This window comes from Cupriavidus sp. UBA2010 (assembly GCF_002335265.1).
Lineage (GTDB): Bacteria > Pseudomonadota > Gammaproteobacteria > Burkholderiales > Burkholderiaceae > Cupriavidus > Cupriavidus metallidurans.
In genome coordinates this window covers 274,417-294,351 of sequence record NZ_DDCI01000010.1, presented here as the reverse complement: position 1 = coordinate 294,351, position 19,935 = coordinate 274,417, and the positions used below count along the sequence as shown (strand labels likewise).

Genomic DNA, 19,935 nt, shown 5'->3' with positions numbered 1-19,935 from the left:
GGGGCGGGGCGGGGCGGTCAGGCGGCGATAGCCTGTTGCGCAACGCGGCGGAGTTCGTCCGGCACGACCATCGACATCTCGTCGCGTTCCCACGCCGCATGGCGAATATGGCGAGCAACGTGGTCTTCCAGCGTAGTGGTCATGCGATGCAGCAAGCTGCTTAGCGCCGCGCGCTCCGAGGTGCTGAACTGACCGGCGGATACCGAGTGCAGGGCCTTGATGGCCTGCGCTGCGCGTTTCATCCGCGCGACCGACGCCGGTGCGATGCGCGGCGTGCCGTCAGCATCGAAATCGAGCCAGCCATCGTCGCCCAGTTCGCGCAGCATATGCTCGCTCTGCGCGACATCGAGAAAGATGGCGGTTTCGCACGGCTTGCCGCGTACGAATTCCTCGTGGCGGATTGCCCGCAACAGCAGCCATTTGGGATAGGTCAGCCCCGATACGCCCAGGGTCTGTTCAAGCGCGCCTTGCCAGGCCGTGACGGCCTCGACCAGCGCGAGCACTACGGGTTCGTGGGTATCGAGTGCTTTGGGCTGCATTAGCTCAGGTCTCCCATATTAGGGTTGCCGCCTGATGCAATCTGGGCCGGTGCATTGGCCGGCCCGGGCGGCTTGGGTGCCTGCCTCTCAACGCGGGCAGGTCACGCCTGGTACTGCTCGAAATCATTGGTAGGCCGAACACTAGCAGCAATGTAGAGACATTGGTGTGACAGGTCGGGTATGTCCTAGTCAGTCTTTGGGATGAGGCGAACCGGGCGCCGCTTGGCGTGCTGGAAAGGGGGCGGGAGACCTGCGTGACAGCGGCAATGCAGTGACGGATCACAATCGCGTGGAAGCGATGGTTAATCCACTCGGCGATGCGGGGGAGGGGGGCGGGAGGGAAGAGAAACATGGCCCCCGCCTGAGAACGGGGGCCATGAAGGACGACGCTTACTGCTTCTTGGCGCCGTCGGTGTACGGGTCGAACTTGCCGGATTTCGCGCCGTCGGTATACGGATCGAACTTGCCGGACTTCGCCCCGTCAGTGTACGGGTCAGCCTTCTTGCCCGGAGCCAGTTCCGACTTGGTCGACTTCTTGGCGCCGTCAGTGTACGGATCGAACTTGCCGGACTTGGCCGCGCTCTTGTTCGGGTTGGCCTTGTCCTTCGAGTGGGCCCCGCTGTAAAGATCGCCGCCGTCCGTGTAGTTCTTCTGCGCATGGGCCAGTTGCATGGTGCCCAAGGCAGCCAGGGCGGCAACAACCAGCGTCGGTACGGTCTTCTTCAGCATCATCATCCTCACAGGTAACCGCCGGGCTTACGGGCCCGGCCAAATAGGAAAAAAATGACTTCATCTGTACTGTACCGGTGATCGTGGAGACTCGCCTAGCGAAAGTTGTAGTAACAATGTTCAGGCGGCGAGACAGCCACGTCACAAGGCCGTCATACGGTACTTATTGCGCCATTTACTCCAGGGTAATGTTCTGATCGACGGCGATCTTCTTGCGCAGTTCCAGTTCACGCTTGATCTGTGCCGTGTACTGTTGCGGCGTGTTGCCGTCGGGGTAGGCGCCGGCATCGTGCAGACGCTTCTTCACATTGGGGTCTTGCAGGGCCTTGACTGCCGCATCGTGCACCCTGGTGACAATGGCAGCAGGGGTGCCCGCCGGGGCCACCAGGCCATACCAGGCCATGTTGTTCATGTCCTTCATGCCTTCTTCCGCGAACGTCGGCACGTTGGGCAGGCCTTCCACGCGCTTCGGCGCGGCGACGGCCAGGGCGCGCAGCTTGTCGCTCTGGATGAACGGCATCGACGACGGCAGGTTGTCGAACTGCGCGTTGACCTGTCCGGCCAGCGTGTCATTCAGCGCCGGGCCCGATCCACGGTACGGAATGTGGACCATGTCGGTCTTGGTGATGTACTTGAACAGTTCGCCATCCAGGTGCGAAATGCTGCCCTTGCCGGCCGACGCATAGCTGTACTTGCCGGGGTTCGATTTCACCAGGGCAATGAACTCCTTCAGGTTCTTTGCCGGCACCTTCGGGTTCACGGTCAGTACGTTCGGCACGTTCACCAGGTTGGTGATCGGCGCGAAGTCCTTGATCGGGTCGTACGGGTTCTTGGGGTTGGTGGCCGGGTTGGTGGCCATCGTGCTGACCGTGGCGATACCCAGCGTGTAGCCATCTGGCGAGGACTTGGCCAGCGCATCGGCGCCGATCGCGCCGCCGCCACCGCCGCGGTTTTCCACCACCACCGGCTGACCCAGTTCACGGCCGATCGCATCGGACACGGCACGGCCGACGATATCGGTGGTACCGCCGGCGGCGAACGGCACGATCAGGCGGATCGGCTTGGTCGGATACGCTTGCGCGTGGGCGATGCCGGTCTGGGTCAGGCCGAGGACGGCGAGGGCGGCGATGGCGCCCGTATTCAGAACTGCTTTCAAAAGATGCCTCCAGGTGTTGCTAGTACGTGTTGCTAGTTGTGCTGGTTCCGCAATACGGAACTTCGTTCCGTGATGTACGTCGACGGGCATTCAACCCTGAAATGGCGGGGGCGGGGAATCGGGGAGAACCCGTGGATGCGCGTGGGGGAGAGCGTAGCGGGTGAGCAATGACGCGCGTATGAAGCAGGAAGCTCTGCGGGAGCGCCAAAGCAAAAGGCCGAAAGCAATGCTGCTTTCGGCCTTTCCTGAATTCGCTGGTGGGGCGTGAGTGACTCGAACACTCGACCTACGGATTAAGAGTCCGCTGCTCTACCAACTGAGCTAACGCCCCAACGAGAAAGAGATTCTAGCAAGGTACCGAATACTGCGCAAGCCCTTGTTCGCATTTTTTTCATCGGCGTGTCAGGTGCCGCTTACAATGCGCCCACTGTCTCAATGGCTCCTATCCGTCATGCACGCCCGTGTCCTGCGCTATCTCGATGAAGTCGTGCGCCGTGGTTCGATCCGCCGCGCCGCCGAGCATCTGCACGTGGCGCCAACCGCGATCAACCGGCAGATCCTTGAGCTAGAGGCGGAGCTGGGGGCGCCGCTGTTCGATCGGATCAACCGCCGCCTGCACCTGACGCCGTTGGGCGAGATGGTGCTCGCTCACGTGCGGCAGACGCTGCGCGAGCATGAGGCGCTGCAGGTGCGCGTTGCCGAGATCAAGGGCGCGCGGCGTGGCATGGTCACGGTTGCGACCACGTCGGGTCTGGCGGGCTCCCTGTTGCCGTCTCTCGTGCACGACTTCCGTCAGCATCATCCTGGCATCGTGGTGCGTGTGGCGGACCTGCCCGTGGCCGGCATTGTGGCGGCGGTGGAGCAGGGCGATGCGGACCTGGGGCTCGGGTACGACTTGCCGGAGGTGGCGGCGTTCCGCGTGATGGCCAGCCGTGACTGGTCGATTGGCGCGGTGGTGGCGCCGGGGCATCCCCTTGCCATGCAGCCGTCGACGCGGCTGGCGGAGTGCGCCGGCTATCCGTTGATCCTCCCGGCGCCTTCGCTGTCGATCCGCGCGCTCGTCGACGACGCCTTCGCGCGGCAGTCGGTCGAGGTGACACCCGCTGTGGAATCGACCTCGGTCGTGTTGATCCAGCGACTCGCGGCAGCCGGGGTCGGCGTGGCACTGCTCAATCCGCTCGATGTGATGGATGAGCGCGCACGTGGCGCCGTGGTGTTCGTGCCGCTGCGCGACAGCGATCTACGGCAGCAAGCGTTGAGGATGGTTGCGCGGGTGCGGGCGCCGCTGAGTCCCGCAGCCGAATTGATGGCGGAGCGTATCGGCACGGCGCTGGACGGCCTGTTCCGTTAATTCCGCTCGTCCACGGTCTAGGTGTCCTCATTTTGTGGACACCAAGCGCGAAATTCTGCGCTTTTGGTGTGTACTGGCGTTGCGTAGACTGCGCAACGTTCACAACCCATGCACATCACCATGACTTTGATCCTTCAGCACGCCGACGTACTCGTCACCATGGACGCGCAGCGGCGCGAGATTGCCGATGGCGCGCTGGTCGCGAACGGGCCGGCGGTGGAGTGGGTGGGGCCCACGGCCGAACTGCCCGAGCAATACCGTCGGCTTGCCGACGAGGGGCGCGCCGAGGTCGTCGATATGCGCGGGCATGTGGTCATGCCCGGGCTGGTCAACACCCATCACCATATGTACCAGAGCCTCACGCGCGCCGTGCCTGCCGCGCAGGATGCCGAGCTGTTCGGGTGGCTGACCAATCTCTACATGCTCTGGTCGCACCTGACGCCGGAGATGATCCGTGTGTCGACCCAGACCGCGATGGCCGAACTGATGCTGTCCGGATGCACGACTACCAGCGATCACCTGTACCTCTATCCGAATGGATCGCGCCTGGACGATTCGATCGACGCGGCGCGCCAGATTGGCATGCGTTTTCACGCGGCACGCGGTTCGATGAGTGTCGGCCGTAGCCAGGGTGGGCTGCCGCCCGATGTCGTCGTGGAAACCGAGGCAGCGATCCTGCGCGACAGCCAGCGGCTGGTCGAGCAGTATCACGATGCGTCGCGGCACGCGATGCTGCGTGTGGTGCTGGCCCCGTGCTCGCCGTTTTCCGTGTCGCGCGACCTGATGAGAGAGTCCGCGAAGATGGCGCGCCACTACGGCGTGTCGCTGCATACGCACCTTGCGGAGAACGACAACGACATTGCCTACTCGCGCGAGAAGTTCGGCATGACGCCTGCGCAGTACGCGGAGGATCTGGGCTGGGTCGGGCACGATGTCTGGCACGCGCACTGCGTGAAGCTCGATGAGGAGGGGGTGGCGTTGTTCGCCCGTACCGGCACGGGCGTGGCGCATTGCCCTTGCTCCAACATGCGGCTGGCTTCTGGCATCGCGCCGATTCGCCGGATGCGTGATGCCGGCGTGCCTGTGGGCCTCGGCGTCGACGGCAGCGCATCGAACGACGGCGCGCACATGCTTGGCGAAGCGCGTCAGGCGATGCTGCTGCAGCGGGTCGGGTATGGCCCGGCCGCAATGAGCGCCCGCGAGGCGCTAGAGATTGCCACGCTTGGCGGGGCCAAGGTGCTGAATCGGGATGATATTGGCGCGCTCGCGCCGGGTATGTCGGCGGATATCGTCGCCTTCGACATGTCGGGCGTCGGCTACGCCGGGGCTGGGCACGATCCGGTGGCGGCCCTGGTGTTCTGCACGCCGGGCAATGTGTCGATGAGCGTCATCAATGGCCGCGTGGTGATTCGCGACGGACATCTGCTGACTGCCGATCTGCCGAACGTGCTGTCGGATCATCGGCGCCTGGCGCGCACACTGTTCGAGCGCGCGCAGGCGGCGGGTGCGTGATTCGCTGAAAGCGTCCGGCATTTGATGAGCGGATGACATCAACGCCGGTCGATGCTGGGGCTGGTGTGCTGCGACGGCGCATGCGCTGGACGGCACCGGCGCGACATCGGTGGCTCGGGGCTCGACATTGAGCGGCGCCAAGCCACCAAAAGCAAAAGGCCGGAAGCATTGCTGCTTCCGGCCTTTTTGATGTCTGGTGGGGCGTGAGTGACTCGAACACTCGACCTACGGATTAAGAGTCCGCTGCTCTACCAACTGAGCTAACGCCCCGACGAAGACCGAGATTCTAGCAGCATTTTTGGCTTTGTCAAATCTTTGATGAGAGATTCTTCTGCCAGCCTGCACATCGCCCTGACATATACGACTGACATGCTCGTGCGCAGCGCGTGCGCCGCGATGGGAATTCGCCCGACGTCGTGACGAGCATTGAGACACATCGCATTCTCATATTTCCGCGCATGGGATCGAAGACGATTTCCGCCAAGCCATGTTAGGATGCTTTTCCACTTGCATATTGGAGGGCTGTGATGATGGAAATCAAATTCCAGGAGCAAGACCGCTACGACATCAACAACGAGGGTTTGCTGTTCCACGCGATTGTCGATGGTGAGCAAGTGACATGTGTCGTAACACGCGAGGCGCTGTGGGAAGGCTTTAGTGCCGACCAGGTGCTGTCGCTCGAAGAGGCTTTCCGTGCTGGTCGTGAAACGATCGAGCGCGCGGCCTTGGTGCTGATAGAGCAGGGCGTGCCGCAACCTATCGTGGTCAAGCGCGCGCACGTGGCGCCGGTCTGACCCGGCGGGGCACCCCTCCGCCGCCGGCTTCGGCTACGTTTCACGCGTAGACCGGCCGGCGCGCTCACATACCTACCGTCTTTCGTCTTATATCAACGTCTGGTTGTTCCGATTGCCGCTCAGGCAGAGGCTGCTGCGTCTGACGCGCTGGCTTGTGGCGAGCGCGGCACGGCTCCCGGGCGCTGAGCGCATTCCTCGAAGATGCGCGCCTGGCATTGCGCGCAGATGTCGGGCGAAAGACTGCCAATAATCGTGTGCAGCGCCTGTCGCTTGGTGGGGAAGATGTGGTCGTCGCCGAGCTTTGCGGTGAAACCGGTCTGTTCCCAAGTCTCGAGGACCTGCGTGCGCGGACGATGGAAGTAGAGGTCGCCGCCGGCTGCACGCCGCTCCGCCAGCTCGGCTTCCCACATCTCCGCGCCCGCCAGGTCGATGAAATTCATGCTCTTGGTCATCGCCAGCAGATGCTTCTGGCTGGCGTTGACCGTACGCAGCCAGTGCAGGCGATCGGTGACGTATTGCACGGCGCCGAAGTAGATCGCGCCTTCCATGCGCAGGAGCTTCAACTGCGGACATTCCGGTTGGGGGCGGCGCAGTTCGTCCAGCGGTGTGAAGCGGCGGCCCGGGTCATCGGCATCGGGCACGAGGCTGCGTACGGCGGGGCGCGAGGTGCGATACAGGTACGCGACGAGCGACAGGATCGTGCCGAGCAATACGGCCATCTCGAGCCGGATCGCCAGCGTGGCGACGAAGGTGCCTACCGCGATCGCGAACTCGGTGCGCGATAGTCGCGCGATACGGCGCAGGCGCTGGAAATCGAACAGGCCCCAGGCCACGAGCAGCAGCATGGCCGAGATCGCCGCCAGCGGAATCTGCGCCAGCAACGGGGCGCTGACCATGACGAGCACGACCAGCAGCAGCGCAGAGAACACGCTGGCCAGTGGCGTCCGCGCGCCGGCCTCGAAATTCGGGACCGAGCGGTTCAGCGACCCGCACGAAATGTAGCCAGAGAAGAATCCGCCCGCGATATTCGACAGCCCCTGGCCGATGAACTCGCGATTGGCGTCGATGTGCTGGCCCGAGCGCAAGGCCACGGCCTTGGCAATCGAAATCGACTGGCCGAGCGCGACGATGGTCAGTGCCGAGGCAATGCCAAGCAGGTCAGGCACCGTGCGCCAGTTGATGTCGGGGATATGGAACGGCGGGATCGCCGATGGAATCGGCCCCACCACGTTCACATGGCTGGCGTCGCCCCAGCCCGTCGTGTTGAGCAGCAGCGCCACGCCATAGCCGGCGAGCAGGCCGATCAGCATGAAAGGCGCGCGGCGCGAGATCCGTTTGACGAGCAGCGTGACCGCCAGCGTCACGGCGCCGACGATCAACGCGCTACCGCTGACCGTGTCGAGATTGTCGAGCAGGAAGCGCACCACGCCGAATGCGCTCGTGCCAGTTGGCACGGCAAGCCCGAGTAGATCCTTCAGCGCGTGAAGTCCGATCAAGGTCGCGGCGCCACAGGTGAAACCGAGTAGTACCGATGGCGAAATGAAATTGGCGAGCGATCCGAGCCGGAGCGCGCCTACCGCCAGTTGCAGGATGCCGACCAGCATCGTGACCGCCAGCGCCAGCGAGATATAGGCGGGGCTGCCCGCAAATGCCACCGGGCTCAGCATGGCGAACAGCGCGAGGGAATTGGCGTTGGTCGGCCCCGACATCACATGCCAGCTCGAGCCGAACAGGGCGGCGACGATGCAGGGGATCACTGCCGTATAGATGCCGTACTGCGGGGGTAGACCTGCCAGCGTGGCAAAGGCCACGCCCTGCGGTAGCACCAGCACCGCGCCGAGCAGGCCGGCAATCAGATCAGCGCGCAGCGTCAGCGGCGTAACGCGCGGGAGCCAGGGAAGCCAGCGCGTCAGGGCCAGATTCGTACGCATCGGCTAGCCGAGCGTGAGCGTGGCCACGACCGGGGTGTGGTCGGACGGCTGCTCCCAGCGGCGGGGCTCCTTGTCGATGACGCATGTCGCGCACTGCCGCGCCAGGTCGGCCGAAAGCAGGATATGGTCGATACGCAACCCGGCATTGCGGCGGAAACCCATCATTCGGTAATCCCACCACGAGAACATTTTCTCGGGCTGTTCGAACATGCGGAATGAGTCGACCAGACCCAGGCCGATCAATGTCCGGAACGCGTCGCGCTCCTGCGGCGAGACCAGGTTTTGGCCTTCCCACTTGGCCGGGTCGTGGACGTCGCGGTCTTCCGGGGCGATGTTGAAGTCGCCCAGCAGCGCGAGTTTCGGATACCGGGCCATCTCGGCACGCAGCCACTCGGTCATGGCCTTGAGCCAGTCGAGCTTGTAGACGAACTTGTCCGAGTCCAGCGCCTGGCCATTCGGGAAGTACGCGCTGATCAGACGTACGTCGCCGTACGTGCCGGCGATCACGCGTTGCTGCGCATCCTCATAGCCGGGAATGTTGCGCACCACGTCAGTCGGCACGGGCATGGCCGCGTTGCGTGCCAGGATCGCCACACCGTTGTAGGTTTTCTGGCCCGTGAAAATGCTATGGAAGCCGGCCGCTTCGAGTTCGGCCAGCGGGTACTTGTCATCGGGCAGCTTCAGTTCCTGCAGGCACAGCGCGTCGATCGGCGCGCCCGCGGCATCCTGAGCGCCTAGCCATTGCAGTACCTGCGGCAGACGTACCTTGAGGGAGTTGACGTTCCAGCTTGCGATTCTCATATCTCGTTTTTGTTTGGATTGTCGTTGTCGCCGTGCGCGTCGCCGATGGCGTCCATGCCGCCAAGCAGTCCGCGCTGGTCCAGGATCGCGTAGGCGATTTCCGGATGGGTATCCATGCTGCGGCGGATCGCGGCTGGGATCGCCTGCCGGGTCTTGCGGCACAGGCCTGGCTGGTCCGCAAGTTCAATGCGGAAGCCGCGCGTCGTGCGTACCACGTTGTCGCTCGGCGTGATGCTGACCTCGATGCCGAGCAACTCGCGCATCCTCGTCTTCATCCGCTCGAGTTCATCGAGTGTGGCAATGCTTTCCAGCCGGTCCACCAGCTTCTTCTCTTCCTGCTGCGTCAGTTGCAGGATGCGCAGATCGGCGTGGGGGTCCGCCAGCAGCGCGTCGCGATTGCAGACACAGGCGCCCGGTGGACATTCCTTGCGAATCGGGAAAGGAATGTTCATGGTCCGGGCGCCTGGGGGCAGGGCGGGGTAGGTGGCGGTCAGGCAGCGACTGCTGCTTCCGTCATGCCACCGTGCCGCAGCAGCGCGTCGATCTGCGGCGCGCGGCCGCGGAACGCCACGAACGATTCCATCGCCGGGCGGCTACCACCCACCGACAGGATCTCGCGGCGATAACGCTCGCCGGTTGCGCTGTCGAGCACGCTGCCGGAGAGCTGTGCGGCTTCCTCGAATGCTGCGTAAACATCGGCGGACAACACTTCGGCCCACTTGTAGCTGTAGTAACCGGCGGCATAGCCACCCGCGAAGATGTGGCTGAACGTATTCGGCCAGCGCGACAGCGGCGACTGGGGCACCACGTGCTTCGCGTCGTTGATCTTGCGCGACAGTTCGAGCACCGATACCGCACCCTGCGGGTCGTAGTCGGTATGCAGGTGCATGTCGAACGACGAGAACACGATCTGGCGCAGCGTCATCATGCCGTTCTGGAAGTTCTTCGCGGCCAGCATGCGATCGAACAGCGCGCGCGGCAGCGGCGCGCCGGTTTCCACGTGGGCCGTCATCGTCGACAGCACCTCGTATTCCCAGCAGAAGTTCTCCATGAACTGTGACGGCAGCTCCACGGCATCCCATTCCACGCCGTTGATGCCGGACACGCCGAGGTCGCCCACCTGCGTCAGCATGTGGTGCAGCCCGTGGCCGAACTCGTGGAACATCGTGATCACTTCATCATGCGTGAACAGCGCGGGCTTGTCGCCGACCGGCGCGGTGAAATTGCAGGTCAGGTAGGCCACCGGCGTTTGCACGGTGCCGTTGCCGCGTTCCTTGCGGCCACGCGCATCATCCATCCAGGCGCCGCCGCGCTTGCCTTCGCGCGCGTACAGGTCAATGTAGAACTGGGCGAGCAGCGCGCCCTGAGGCGACACCACGCGGAAGAAGCGCACGTCCTTGTGCCAGGTCTGCGTCATGTCCGGCTGGATGCGGACCGAGAACAGCTTCTCGGCCACGCCGAACAGCCCTTCGAGCACCTTCGGTTCCTGGAAGTACTGCTTGACCTCGTCGTCGGAGAACGAGTAGCGCTTCTGGCGCAGCTTTTCGGACGCGTAGGCGACATCCCACGGCGCGACGTCGTTCAGGCCGAGTTCGGCGGCGGCGAATTCGCGTAGTTCGGTCCAGTCGTGTTCGGCGAACGGGCGGGCCTTGACGGCCAGCTCGTCGAGGAACTTGAGCACTTCGGCCGGCGACTCGGCCATTTTCGGCACCAGCGAGACTTCGCCATAGTTGGCGTAGCCCAGCATATGCGCCTCTTCACGGCGTAGCGTCAGTTGCTCGCGCATATTGGCCGTGTTGTCCCAGTCGGCCTGACCATTGCCGTGCTGCGGGCCCAGTTCCGAGGCGCGCGTGACGCTGGCCTCGTACATGGTCTGGCGCAGCGAGCGGTCGTCCGCGTATTGCAGCACAGGGAAGTACGACGGAAAGTGCAGCGTGAACTTCCAGCCTGCCTTGCCATCCTTCTGGGCGGCCAGCGCCGCGGCTTCCTTTGCGTCGGCCGGAATACCGGACAGGCGTGCTTCGTCCTCGATATAGAGGGCGTAGCCATTGGTGGCATCGAGCACGTGGTCGGAGAACGCCTTTGACAGTTGCGCCTGCTGTTCCTGGATCTCGGCAAAGCGCGGCTTCTTGTCCTCGGCCAGTTCGGCGCCGCCCAGGCGGAACCCGCGCAGCTCGTTCTCGAGCAGTTGCTTGCGCGCCGGCGAAAGGCTCGCGAACTCGGGGCCGGCGGCGACGGCCTTGTACTTTTCGTACAGGGCCAGACTCTGGCCCAGCGATGACCAGAATTCGGTCATGCGGGGGAGGTTATCGGCGTGTGCCTTGCGCAACTCGGGGGTGTCGGCTACCGCGCTGAGATGGCCGACCACGCCCCAGGCGCGGCCGAGCGGCTCGGTGGCGACTTCCAGTGCCTCGACGGCGCTGGCCCAGGTGGCGGGGGTGGCCGAATCCTCGGCGCGGGCGACGGCTGCCTGCGCCTGGGCGAGCAGCACGTCCAGCGCCGGGCTAATGTGCTCGGGCCGGATCTCCGCGAAGCGCGGCAGGTCGGAGAAATCAAGCAACGGGTTGCTGGCGCGGTCGGTAGTATCAGTCATGGTGGCAAATTCCGATTGGCTGCCGGGATGCGGCATCACACGTGCAAGATGAGGCCTATGCGCCGAAATATCCAGTACGACTTAGCTATTGGCGCGATTGGCCCATCACTCAGGCCCTCACCTAGAGCATCACTCAGGCGATGCCGGCTTTGCGTTCCGCGGCTTCCAGCGTATTGATCAGCAGCATCGTGATCGTCATCGGGCCCACGCCACCCGGAACCGGGGTGATATGGTCGGCCACTTCGCGCACACCGGTGAAGTCCACGTCGCCGCACAGCTTGCCGGCGTCGTCACGGTTCATGCCCACGTCGATCACCACGGCACCCGGCTTGACCATGTCGGCAGTAATGATGTTGCGGCGACCCACGGCGGCGACGATCACGTCGGCATCACGGGTGTGGGCAGCGAGGTCGCGCGTCTTGCTATTGCAGATCGTTACCGTTGCGCCAGCCTGCAGCAGCATCATGGCCATCGGCTTGCCGACGATGTTCGAGGCACCCACCACCACGGCGCGCGCGCCGCGCAGCGGATACTGGATCGATTCGAGCATCTTCATGCAGCCGTACGGCGTGCAGGGGCGGAACAGCGGGGCGCCGGTCATCAGCGCGCCGGCGTTGGCCACGTGGAAGCCGTCTACGTCCTTTTCTGGGGCGATGGCTTCGAGCACCTTGTGGCTGTCGATATGCTTGGGCAGCGGCAGTTGGACCAGGATCCCGTGGATCTTCGGGTCGTTGTTCAGTTCGTCGATGCGGGCCAGCAGGTCGGCTTCGGACAGGTCGGCCGGGTAGCGGTTCAGCGACGAATAAAATCCGTTGTCCTCGCACGCCTTCACCTTGTTGCGCACATAGACCTGGCTGGCGGGGTCCTCGCCTACGAGTACCACGGCCAGGCCGGGCTGGTGGCCGGCCGCGGTCAGGCGGGCAGCGCGCTGGGCGGCCTCGGCGCGGATTTGTTTGGCAAGGGCGTTACCGTCGATCAGGTGAGCGGACATGGGGATACGTGACTGGAGAGGCTTGGGGAAACGGGGAGCCGGCGCCGGCGGGGTGGCCGGCGTCGCTCGTGAAACCCGAATTATAAAGGGGTTGACCAGAATCAGAACGGGCTGCCTGGCTTGATCGGATACAACCCGGTTTCTGGCCGGGGCTGCTAGCATCCGCCCGATGCAGATCGACGATTCCTCACTTCAGGCCCTGCTGGCGACCTGGCCGCTTCCGACCCTCTCCGTGGCGATGCTCGCCTGGGTGGCGTCGCAGCGGCCATGGCGGCTGCTGCGGCAGGAACCGCTCCAGCACGCCTGGCTCGGCGGGCTCGTATTCCTGACCTTGCTGTGGTCGGCGCGGGCGACGGTCGGGACCGGGGTCGTGGTTCAGCTGATGGGGGCCCCGCTGGCGGTGACGATGTTCGGGCTGCCGCTGGCGATGCTGACGCTGGCCGTCGTCGATCTGGTGTCGCTGCTGGGGCTGGCTTACTTGGCGGGGCAGGGCTGGGCGGATATCGCCTGGGTATCCATGGCGCCGCGCTTTATCTGGATGGCGGTGGTTCCGGGGGTGCTGACTGCCGGGCTGCAGGCCGTGATGCGACGCCGGCTACCGCGCCACCCGTTCATCTTCATTCTCGGCCACGGCTATTTCGCCCCGCTGGTGGCCGCCATCGTCGCCGGCAGCCTTCGCACGCTCTGGCAGTTCCATTTGGGACCGCCCCCCGCCGGGCTGACGATCGGGGACAGCCTGACCGGCGCCGTGGTGATCGGGTTCGGCGAGGCATTCCTGACGGGGATGCTGGTGGCGATCTTCGTCGTCTATCGCCCGCAATGGGTGCTGACGTTCACGGACGAGGACTATCTGACGGGGAAGTAACGAGCGGCCAAGAGACGGGCAGGCGCCGTTCGGTCGGCAGTCGGCAAGGGGCCCGCTCCTTCCCGCCGCAACGGGGAGAAGGAGCGGCAAGGCGGGACTCAGCTATTGCGTGAGAGCGCCAGGCGCAGCAGATCCGCCACCGTGTTGACGTTGAGCTTTTCCATGATGTTGGCGCGGTGCGCCTCCACGGTCTTGATGGAAATGCCCAGGTCGTCGGCAATCTGCTTGTTCAGACGGCCTGCCACGATGCGCTCGAGCACCTGCTGCTCGCGCGTGGTCAGCTTGCTCAGCAGGTCCTTGGCGGCACGCTGCTCGCGCGCGGCCGAGTGATCGGTGCGGGCTTTCTGCAGCATCCGTTCCACCAGCGAGCGCAGTTCCGATTCGTCGAACGGCTTCTCGATGAAGTCGATCGCACCGCGCTTCATCGTCGAGACCGCCATCGGCACGTCGCCATGGCCGGTGATGAAGACGATCGGGATGTCGATGTTCTCGGCGATCATGCGCTCCTGCAACTCCGGGCCGCTCATGCCGGGCATACGGACGTCCAGGATCAGGCACGAAACCTGGCTGGCGTCGTAGGCGGACAGGAACTGCTCGGCGCTGTTGAAGCTGCGCACCTGGTAGCCGTTGCCCTCGAGCAGCCAGGTCAGCGAGTCACGCATGGCTTCATCGTCGTCGACGATGAATACGGTCTCGCCACGATGAGGCGTGGGGCTGGGCGTTGCGGTCATGAAATCTCCTGGGGCAAAGTCGTTTGCAACGAAGTGTAACCGCCAGCGGCAGTGCGCAACACCCCGGGTGAACGATCCGGACGACCTCCCGATGCCCCGCGGCAGAGGGTCGTCCGCTTCGCCCGAGGGCATCCCCGTTACTGTTCGGGTAGCGCAGGCTGCAGCGGCAGGGTGATTTTAAACGTACAGCCGATGCCGTCCACATTGTTTTCTACCCACAGACGGCCCTGATGGGATTCGATGATCGAACGGCAGATATTCAGGCCCATGCCCATGCCGTCCGATTTGGTGCTGAAGAACGGCTCGAACAGGCGCTCCTTGGTGGCTTCGTCCACGCCCGGGCCCTGATCGATCACGTCGATGCAGACGCACTGGCCAAACTCGACGTTTTCTACCCGGGCGTGCAACCGTACCACGCCCGCGGCGCGCAGGGCCGGCATGCCAGCCATCGCTTCCACGGCATTCTTGAGCAGGTTGACCAGCACCTGCTCGATCAGCACCGGGTCCACGTAGAGCATCAGCGGCGGGGTCGGCAGGCGGGTCAGGATCGTGACGCGGCGTCGCGTGGCCTCCAGGTCGGCCAGGCCCACGGCATCGGCCACGATGTCGTGCAGCGAGGCCTCGCGCCGTTGCGGCTGGCTACGTTTCACGAAACCGCGAATGCGGCTGATGATCGTGCCCGCACGCACCGCCTGCGCCGAGGTCTTTTCCAGCACCGGGATCAGGTCTTCCGGCGTGCTCCGGCCCGAATGCAGGCGAGCCACGGCGCCCATGCAGTAGTTGTTGATGGCCGCCAGCGGCTGGTTCAGCTCGTGCGCCAGCGACGACGCCATCTCGCCCATCGTGGTCAGGCGGCTCGTGAACTGCAGGCGTTCCTCGTGCTGGCGCGCCATTTCCTCGGCTGCCTTGCGCACCGTGATGTCGGTGGCGATCTGCATCTGCGCGAGGTGGCCGTCCACCCATTGGATATAGCGGCGGCGCACTTCGAACCATTTCTGCATGTCCGGCACGAACACCTCGCGGGCGTCGGACGCGTACGGCATCAGTTCCGAAGCAGGCAGGCCGGCATAGGCGTCGACGAAGTCGGTGTTGTCGCTCGACATCTGGTCCTTGTCGAAATCGTCCCCGGCCAGCTTCAGGTGGCCCTCGGCTTCCCAGCCGAAGAGTTGCCGATAGTACCGGTTGGCGAACAGCAGTTCGGCCTTGTCCGTGGCCAGCACCGACACAGCCGCGTCCAGGCTTTCCAGCACCGTCGTGAAGCGGTCATGCGCGGCGGCGAGTTCCTCGCGGGCGCGCTTTGGCTCGGTGATGTCCGTCATCGAGCTCATCCAGCCCGTATGGCGGCCACGGCTGTCGACCAGCGGCGATACGTACATGCGGGCGAAGAAGCTGCTGCCGTCACGGCGCATGACGCGCATTTCATAGCCGGTGGCCGGCGACTTGCCCTGCAACGTCAGGTCGATCTGCTTTTGCATCTCCTGCTGGTCATTGGGCGGCCAGTAGGGGAAGGGCGGCACGCGGCCGACCAGATCGCTCTCGGTCCAGCCCGTCATGCGGCAGAACGCGGGATTCACGTAGGTAATTCGCCCGTTCAGGTCTAGCGCCCGCAGCCCGATCAGCATCGAGTTTTCCATCGCGCGACGGAACGAGGTTTCGGCCAGCAGGGCGCGCTGGGCCTCGGAGCGACGGCTGGTATGGCGCCACATGCTCCACAGGCTCCACAGCAGGAAGCACGACAGGCCCACCACCAGCCACAGCAACATATTGTTGGGCAGGTTCGACGGCGGCGGGTAGGCGTCGGCGCGCAGGGACAGCGAATGGCCCGGCGGGTCGAGCAAGACTTCGTAGGACAGCGCGTTGCCCGGTACCGGACGTACCGAGGTGCTGGCCCGGGTCTGGTTGTTCTTGTCGATCAGCGAGAAGCGGTAGCGCTCGGTCAACTCCGGTGGCAGCAGGTGCGTCAGGATGCCGTTGATCGAGTAGAGCGCGCCCAGCGTGCCCAGGAACTCGTTATCGCGCACGATCGGCACTTCCATCAGCATGAAGCTGTCGCCGCGATCGTTCATTAGCGGCCGGGAATAGACCACACGCTGGGTCTCGCGCGCGGCGTCGAACGTGTCCAGGACCTCGGGCTCGAGCGGCTGATCGGCGGTTTCACGCAGGCGGGCAGCAAATTCCGACGTCGATGGCAGCGACCAGCGGCCGCGCCGCGTGGCGTCGAGCCAGTTGATGAAGACGATCTCCGGGTTCTCGCGCAGGATTTCCTGTGCGGCCGTCCGGTAGGCGCCCTGGTCGAGTTGTGCGGCGGCAATATCCCGCGCCAGTGAGGCCAACTGGTCCTGGTTGCTCAGCAGGGACAGGCGCACTCGCTGCTGCGCCCAGGCGGCGTCGCGGTATAGCGCGTCGCGCTGCTGCTGGTGCTCGGTTTCGTGGAGCGACCAGAGGATGACGCCCATCGCCACCGTGAACAGCACGATGGCCACGAGCGGGATGAACATGAACCAGCTCGTGGCGACGAGATTGCGCCAGCGCGTGATCCAGAGGCGGCGGGGGGCGGCGGCAAGCGGCGTGCCGCCGTCCGTGCCATCGGTGCTGTCTTGTGCCTCGGCCTGGGGGGCGCCATGGGCGTCGCCACCATTTGTACGGGCGGCATGAACTACCCCGTGAGGGGCATCGCTGACGGCGCCGGCAGGGTTCGGAGGCAGAATGGCCGTGCGCAGGCCGGAGAGAATTCGTTTGAGAAACTGCATAGGGGATTGACGGCTGACCGAGCAGTTTATCCACTTTATTGCGGTGCGTCGCTTGGGGAAAGCGCCTACACGGCACAGTATTTGTGCGCTGGTCGCGAGGCCTTGGAAGACGGACGCGATGCGATTTCTGATGCACTGCCGCAATATTTCACATTATAAGAAATGACTTCGTAATCTGAAAATTTAGCTTGTCATCACTTGCTGTGCTTCCATAGAATCGCTTCGACCGATCAATGCGGGCGGGCGCACTGCGCTTGCTGAGTACAGGATCCGGGCGATGAACGCGTCATCAGCCCCAGAGAGGATCCGGCTTTGGCCTACCGATGCCAGGGCAAGGCTTGGCGCTCCGCCGCGACGTCACAAACCGTCAAGACCGGCCGCTGGAGTCCCGCGCTTCGCTGTGTGGGCACCGGGCAGGAATTCACCAGGAGACAGTCATGTCCGCTGTACCAGAGCAGATCCTCGGCGCCAGCAGCGCCAACGACGCAGATCCCCAGGAAACGCACGAATGGCTGGACGCCCTGCAGGGCGTCCTCAACGCGGAAGGCACCGAGCGCGCCGCGTTCCTGATCGACAAGCAAATCGAATACGCGCGCGTGAACGGCGTTACCCAGCCGTTTCATGCCGAAACGCCGTACATCAACACTATCCCGGTAGAGCAGCAGGCCCGCATTCCCGGCGACCAGGACATCGAGCACCGCATTCGCTCGTACACGCGCTGGAACGCGATGGCCATGGTGCTGCGCGCCAACAAGCACACCAACGTCGGCGGCCACATCTCGTCGTTCGCCTCGGCGGCCACGCTCTATGACGTGGGCTACAACCACTTCTGGCGCGCTCCGTCGGAGCAGAGCGGTGGCGACCTCGTTTTCGTGCAGGGCCATTCGGCACCGGGCGTCTACTCGCGCGCCTTCCTGCTGGGTCGCCTGACGCCCGAACAGCTCGACAGCTTCCGCCAGGAAGTGGACGGCAAGGGCATCTCGTCGTACCCGCACCCTTGGCTGATGCCGGATTTCTGGCAGTTCCCGACCGTGTCGATGGGCCTGGGCCCGATCATGGCGATCTACCAGGCCCGCTTCATGAAGTACCTGGCCAGCCGTGGCCTGGTGAATGCCGGCGACCGCAAGGTATGGGCGTTCCTGGGTGATGGCGAGACCGACGAGCCGGAATCGCTGGGCGCGATCGGCATGGCCGGCCGCGAGAAGCTGGACAATCTGGTTTTCGTGATCAACTGCAACCTGCAGCGCCTGGATGGCCCGGTGCGCGGCAATGGCAAGATCATCCAGGAACTGGAATCGGAATTCCGTGGCTCGGGCTGGAACGTGATCAAGCTGGTCTGGGGCAGCCGCTGGGATCCGCTGCTGCAGCGCGACACCAAGGGCCTGCTGATGAAGCGCATGATGGAATGCGTGGACGGCGAGTACCAGACCTTCAAGGCCAAGGACGGCGCCTACGTGCGCGAGCACTTCTTCAATACGCCGGAACTGAAGGCCATGGTGGCCGACTGGTCCGACGACGACATCTGGCGCCTGAACCGCGGCGGCCATGATCCGCACAAGGTCTACGCGGCCTACAAGGCAGCTAGCGAGCACAAGGGCCAGCCGACGCTGATCCTGGCCAAGACCATCAAGGGCTATGGCATGGGCGATGCCGGCCAGGCCATGAACGTGGCCCACCAGCAGAAGAAGATGCCGGTGGACGCGATCCGCGCGTTCCGCGACCAGTTCAACATCCCGGTGGCGGATGACAAGCTGGAAGAAGTCCCGTACCTGACCTTCCCGGAAGGCTCGAAGGAACTGGAATACATGCGCAAGGCGCGCATGGACCTGGGCGGCTACCTGCCGGCCCGCCGCATGAAGGCCGAGGCGCTGAAGGTGCCCGAGCTGTCGGCGTTCGAAGCGCTGCTCAAGGCCACCGGCGAAGGCCGCGAAGTGTCCACCACGATGGCCTTCGTGCGTATCCTGAACACGCTGCTCAAGGACAAGCAGGTCGGCAAGCACGTGGTGCCTATCGTGCCGGACGAGTCGCGTACCTTCGGCATGGAAGGCCTGTTCCGCCAGGTTGGTATCTGGAACCAGGAAGGCCAGAAGTACGTGCCGGAAGACCATGACCAACTGATGTTCTACAAGGAATCGCAGACGGGTCAGGTACTGCAGGAAGGCATCAACGAAGCCGGCGCCATGTGCGACTGGATCGCCGCCGCCACGTCGTACTCGACGCACGGCGTGCAGATGATCCCGTTCTACATCTACTACTCGATGTTCGGCATCCAGCGTATCGGCGACTTGTGCTGGGCCGCCGCCGACATGCGCTCGCGCGGCTTCCTGCTGGGCGGTACCGCTGGCCGCACCACGCTGAACGGTGAAGGCTTGCAGCACGAGGACGGTCACTCACACGTGTTCCACGCTGTGATCCCGAACTGCATCTCGTACGATCCGACGTTCCAGTACGAACTCGCCGTGATCATGCAGGACGGCCTGCGCCGCATGTATGCCGAACAGGAAGACGTGTACTACTACCTGACGGTGATGAACGAGAACTACGAGCATCCGGAAATGCCGGCTGGCGTGGAACGCGACATCGTTCAGGGCATGTACCAGTTCCGCAAGGGCGTGGAGAACAGCAACGCGCCGCGCGTGCAACTGCTGGGCTCGGGCACGATCTTCCGCGAGGTGATCGCCGCCGCCGACCTGCTCAAGAAGGACTGGGGCGTGGAATCGGATCTGTGGAGCTGCCCGAGCTTCACCGAACTGGCCCGTGAAGGCCAGGAAGTCGAGCGTCACAACCTGCTGAACCCGACCGGCACGCAGCGCGAATCGTTCGTCGCCCAGAAGCTCAAGGGCGTGCGCGGTCCGGTCATCGCGTCCACCGACTACATCCGTGCGTTCGCCGAGCAGATCCGTCCGTTCGTGCCGCGTCGCTACGTGGTGCTGGGCACTGACGGCTTCGGCCGCTCGGACACCCGCGAGAAGCTGCGCCACTTCTTCGAAGTGGACCGCTACTGGGTCACGGTGGCCGCGCTGAAGGCGCTGGCCGACGAAGGCGCGATCGGTCGCGAGAAGGTGGCCGAGGCCATCAAGAAGTACAACCTCGACCCGAACAAGCCGAACCCGATGTCGGTCTGACCCCGGACTTGCACGACTGAACCCCCGCAGCGCGGCACCCGCCGCGCCGCGGCGTGCCACTGGTTGA

Annotated in this window: 15 protein-coding genes and 2 tRNA genes; 5 read left to right on the top strand and 12 right to left on the bottom strand. The window is 64.3% G+C overall.

Annotation, left to right across the window (positions count from 1 at the left end):
- Positions 1 to 17 precede the first annotated feature (17 nt).
- From B2246_RS06855 to B2246_RS06840, 4 genes are all read right to left on the bottom strand, one after another.
- On the bottom strand, positions 18 to 539 hold the full coding sequence (locus B2246_RS06855; RefSeq protein WP_035881883.1) for a hypothetical protein: 522 nt from the start codon (positions 537 to 539) through the stop codon (positions 18 to 20).
- A gap of 390 nt (positions 540 to 929) precedes the next feature.
- Positions 930 to 1,268 (bottom strand): hypothetical protein, encoded by a 339-nt coding sequence (locus tag B2246_RS06850; RefSeq protein ID WP_024569438.1) that lies wholly within the window; start codon positions 1,266 to 1,268, stop codon positions 930 to 932.
- Between the two features lie 175 nt (positions 1,269 to 1,443).
- Entirely contained in the window at positions 1,444 to 2,424 is a 981-nt protein-coding gene (locus B2246_RS06845; RefSeq protein WP_008650447.1) for a Bug family tripartite tricarboxylate transporter substrate binding protein, read from the bottom strand.
- Positions 2,425 to 2,679: 255 nt separating this feature from the next.
- Positions 2,680 to 2,755, bottom strand: a tRNA-Lys gene (locus B2246_RS06840).
- Positions 2,756 to 2,875: 120 nt separating this feature from the next.
- Here B2246_RS06840 and B2246_RS06835 point away from each other — a divergent pair.
- Together B2246_RS06835 and B2246_RS06830 are read left to right on the top strand one after the other, a co-directional pair.
- Complete coding sequence (locus tag B2246_RS06835; RefSeq protein WP_035881885.1) at positions 2,876 to 3,775, top strand: LysR family transcriptional regulator; 900 nt, start codon at positions 2,876 to 2,878, stop codon at positions 3,773 to 3,775.
- Between the two features lie 120 nt (positions 3,776 to 3,895).
- Positions 3,896 to 5,287: an 8-oxoguanine deaminase gene (locus B2246_RS06830; RefSeq protein ID WP_040011231.1), complete on the top strand. Its 1,392-nt coding sequence runs from the start codon at positions 3,896 to 3,898 to the stop codon at positions 5,285 to 5,287.
- Positions 5,288 to 5,481: 194 nt separating this feature from the next.
- Here B2246_RS06830 and B2246_RS06825 read toward each other — a convergent pair.
- Positions 5,482 to 5,557: transfer RNA gene (locus B2246_RS06825), tRNA-Lys, on the bottom strand.
- A 260-nt stretch (positions 5,558 to 5,817) separates the two neighbouring features.
- Here B2246_RS06825 and B2246_RS06820 point away from each other — a divergent pair.
- Complete coding sequence (locus B2246_RS06820; protein ID WP_008650441.1) at positions 5,818 to 6,081, top strand: DUF1488 domain-containing protein; 264 nt, start codon at positions 5,818 to 5,820, stop codon at positions 6,079 to 6,081.
- A 119-nt stretch (positions 6,082 to 6,200) separates the two neighbouring features.
- On the opposite strand, the gene B2246_RS06815 is transcribed toward B2246_RS06820, so the two are convergent.
- The 5 genes from B2246_RS06815 to folD form a co-directional block, all read right to left on the bottom strand.
- Positions 6,201 to 8,012 carry a SulP family inorganic anion transporter gene (locus B2246_RS06815; protein ID WP_286880895.1) on the bottom strand — a complete coding sequence of 604 codons (1,812 nt, stop codon included), beginning with the start codon at positions 8,010 to 8,012 and terminating at the stop codon, positions 6,201 to 6,203.
- Between the two features lie 3 nt (positions 8,013 to 8,015).
- Positions 8,016 to 8,813 (bottom strand): exodeoxyribonuclease III, encoded by a 798-nt coding sequence (gene xth, locus B2246_RS06810; protein ID WP_286880893.1) that lies wholly within the window; start codon positions 8,811 to 8,813, stop codon positions 8,016 to 8,018.
- On the bottom strand, positions 8,810 to 9,265 hold the full coding sequence (locus B2246_RS06805) for a hypothetical protein (RefSeq protein WP_060784569.1): 456 nt from the start codon (positions 9,263 to 9,265) through the stop codon (positions 8,810 to 8,812). The genes xth and B2246_RS06805 overlap by 4 nt, the downstream gene beginning before the upstream one ends.
- Positions 9,266 to 9,303: 38 nt before the next feature.
- The gene (locus tag B2246_RS06800) at positions 9,304 to 11,406 is read right to left on the bottom strand and encodes a M3 family metallopeptidase (RefSeq protein WP_286880889.1); all 2,103 of its coding nucleotides are present in this window, start codon (positions 11,404 to 11,406) and stop codon (positions 9,304 to 9,306) included.
- 133 nt (positions 11,407 to 11,539) lie between these two features.
- On the bottom strand, positions 11,540 to 12,397 hold the full coding sequence (folD, locus tag B2246_RS06795) for a bifunctional methylenetetrahydrofolate dehydrogenase/methenyltetrahydrofolate cyclohydrolase FolD (protein WP_286880887.1): 858 nt from the start codon (positions 12,395 to 12,397) through the stop codon (positions 11,540 to 11,542).
- Between the two features lie 169 nt (positions 12,398 to 12,566).
- On the opposite strand from folD, the gene B2246_RS06790 reads away from it, so the two are divergent.
- Positions 12,567 to 13,262 (top strand): energy-coupling factor ABC transporter permease, encoded by a 696-nt coding sequence (locus tag B2246_RS06790; RefSeq protein ID WP_286880885.1) that lies wholly within the window; start codon positions 12,567 to 12,569, stop codon positions 13,260 to 13,262.
- Positions 13,263 to 13,360: 98 nt separating this feature from the next.
- Here the strand turns inward: B2246_RS06790 and B2246_RS06785 are convergent, their stop codons facing one another.
- Together B2246_RS06785 and B2246_RS06780 are read right to left on the bottom strand one after the other, a co-directional pair.
- Complete coding sequence (locus B2246_RS06785; protein WP_008650428.1) at positions 13,361 to 13,993, bottom strand: response regulator transcription factor; 633 nt, start codon at positions 13,991 to 13,993, stop codon at positions 13,361 to 13,363.
- A 137-nt stretch (positions 13,994 to 14,130) separates the two neighbouring features.
- The gene (locus tag B2246_RS06780) at positions 14,131 to 16,743 is read right to left on the bottom strand and encodes a PAS domain S-box protein (protein ID WP_035881890.1); all 2,613 of its coding nucleotides are present in this window, start codon (positions 16,741 to 16,743) and stop codon (positions 14,131 to 14,133) included.
- A gap of 437 nt (positions 16,744 to 17,180) precedes the next feature.
- On the opposite strand from B2246_RS06780, the gene aceE reads away from it, so the two are divergent.
- Positions 17,181 to 19,868 (top strand): pyruvate dehydrogenase (acetyl-transferring), homodimeric type, encoded by a 2,688-nt coding sequence (gene aceE / locus B2246_RS06775; RefSeq protein WP_035881893.1) that lies wholly within the window; start codon positions 17,181 to 17,183, stop codon positions 19,866 to 19,868.
- Positions 19,869 to 19,935 lie beyond the last annotated feature (67 nt).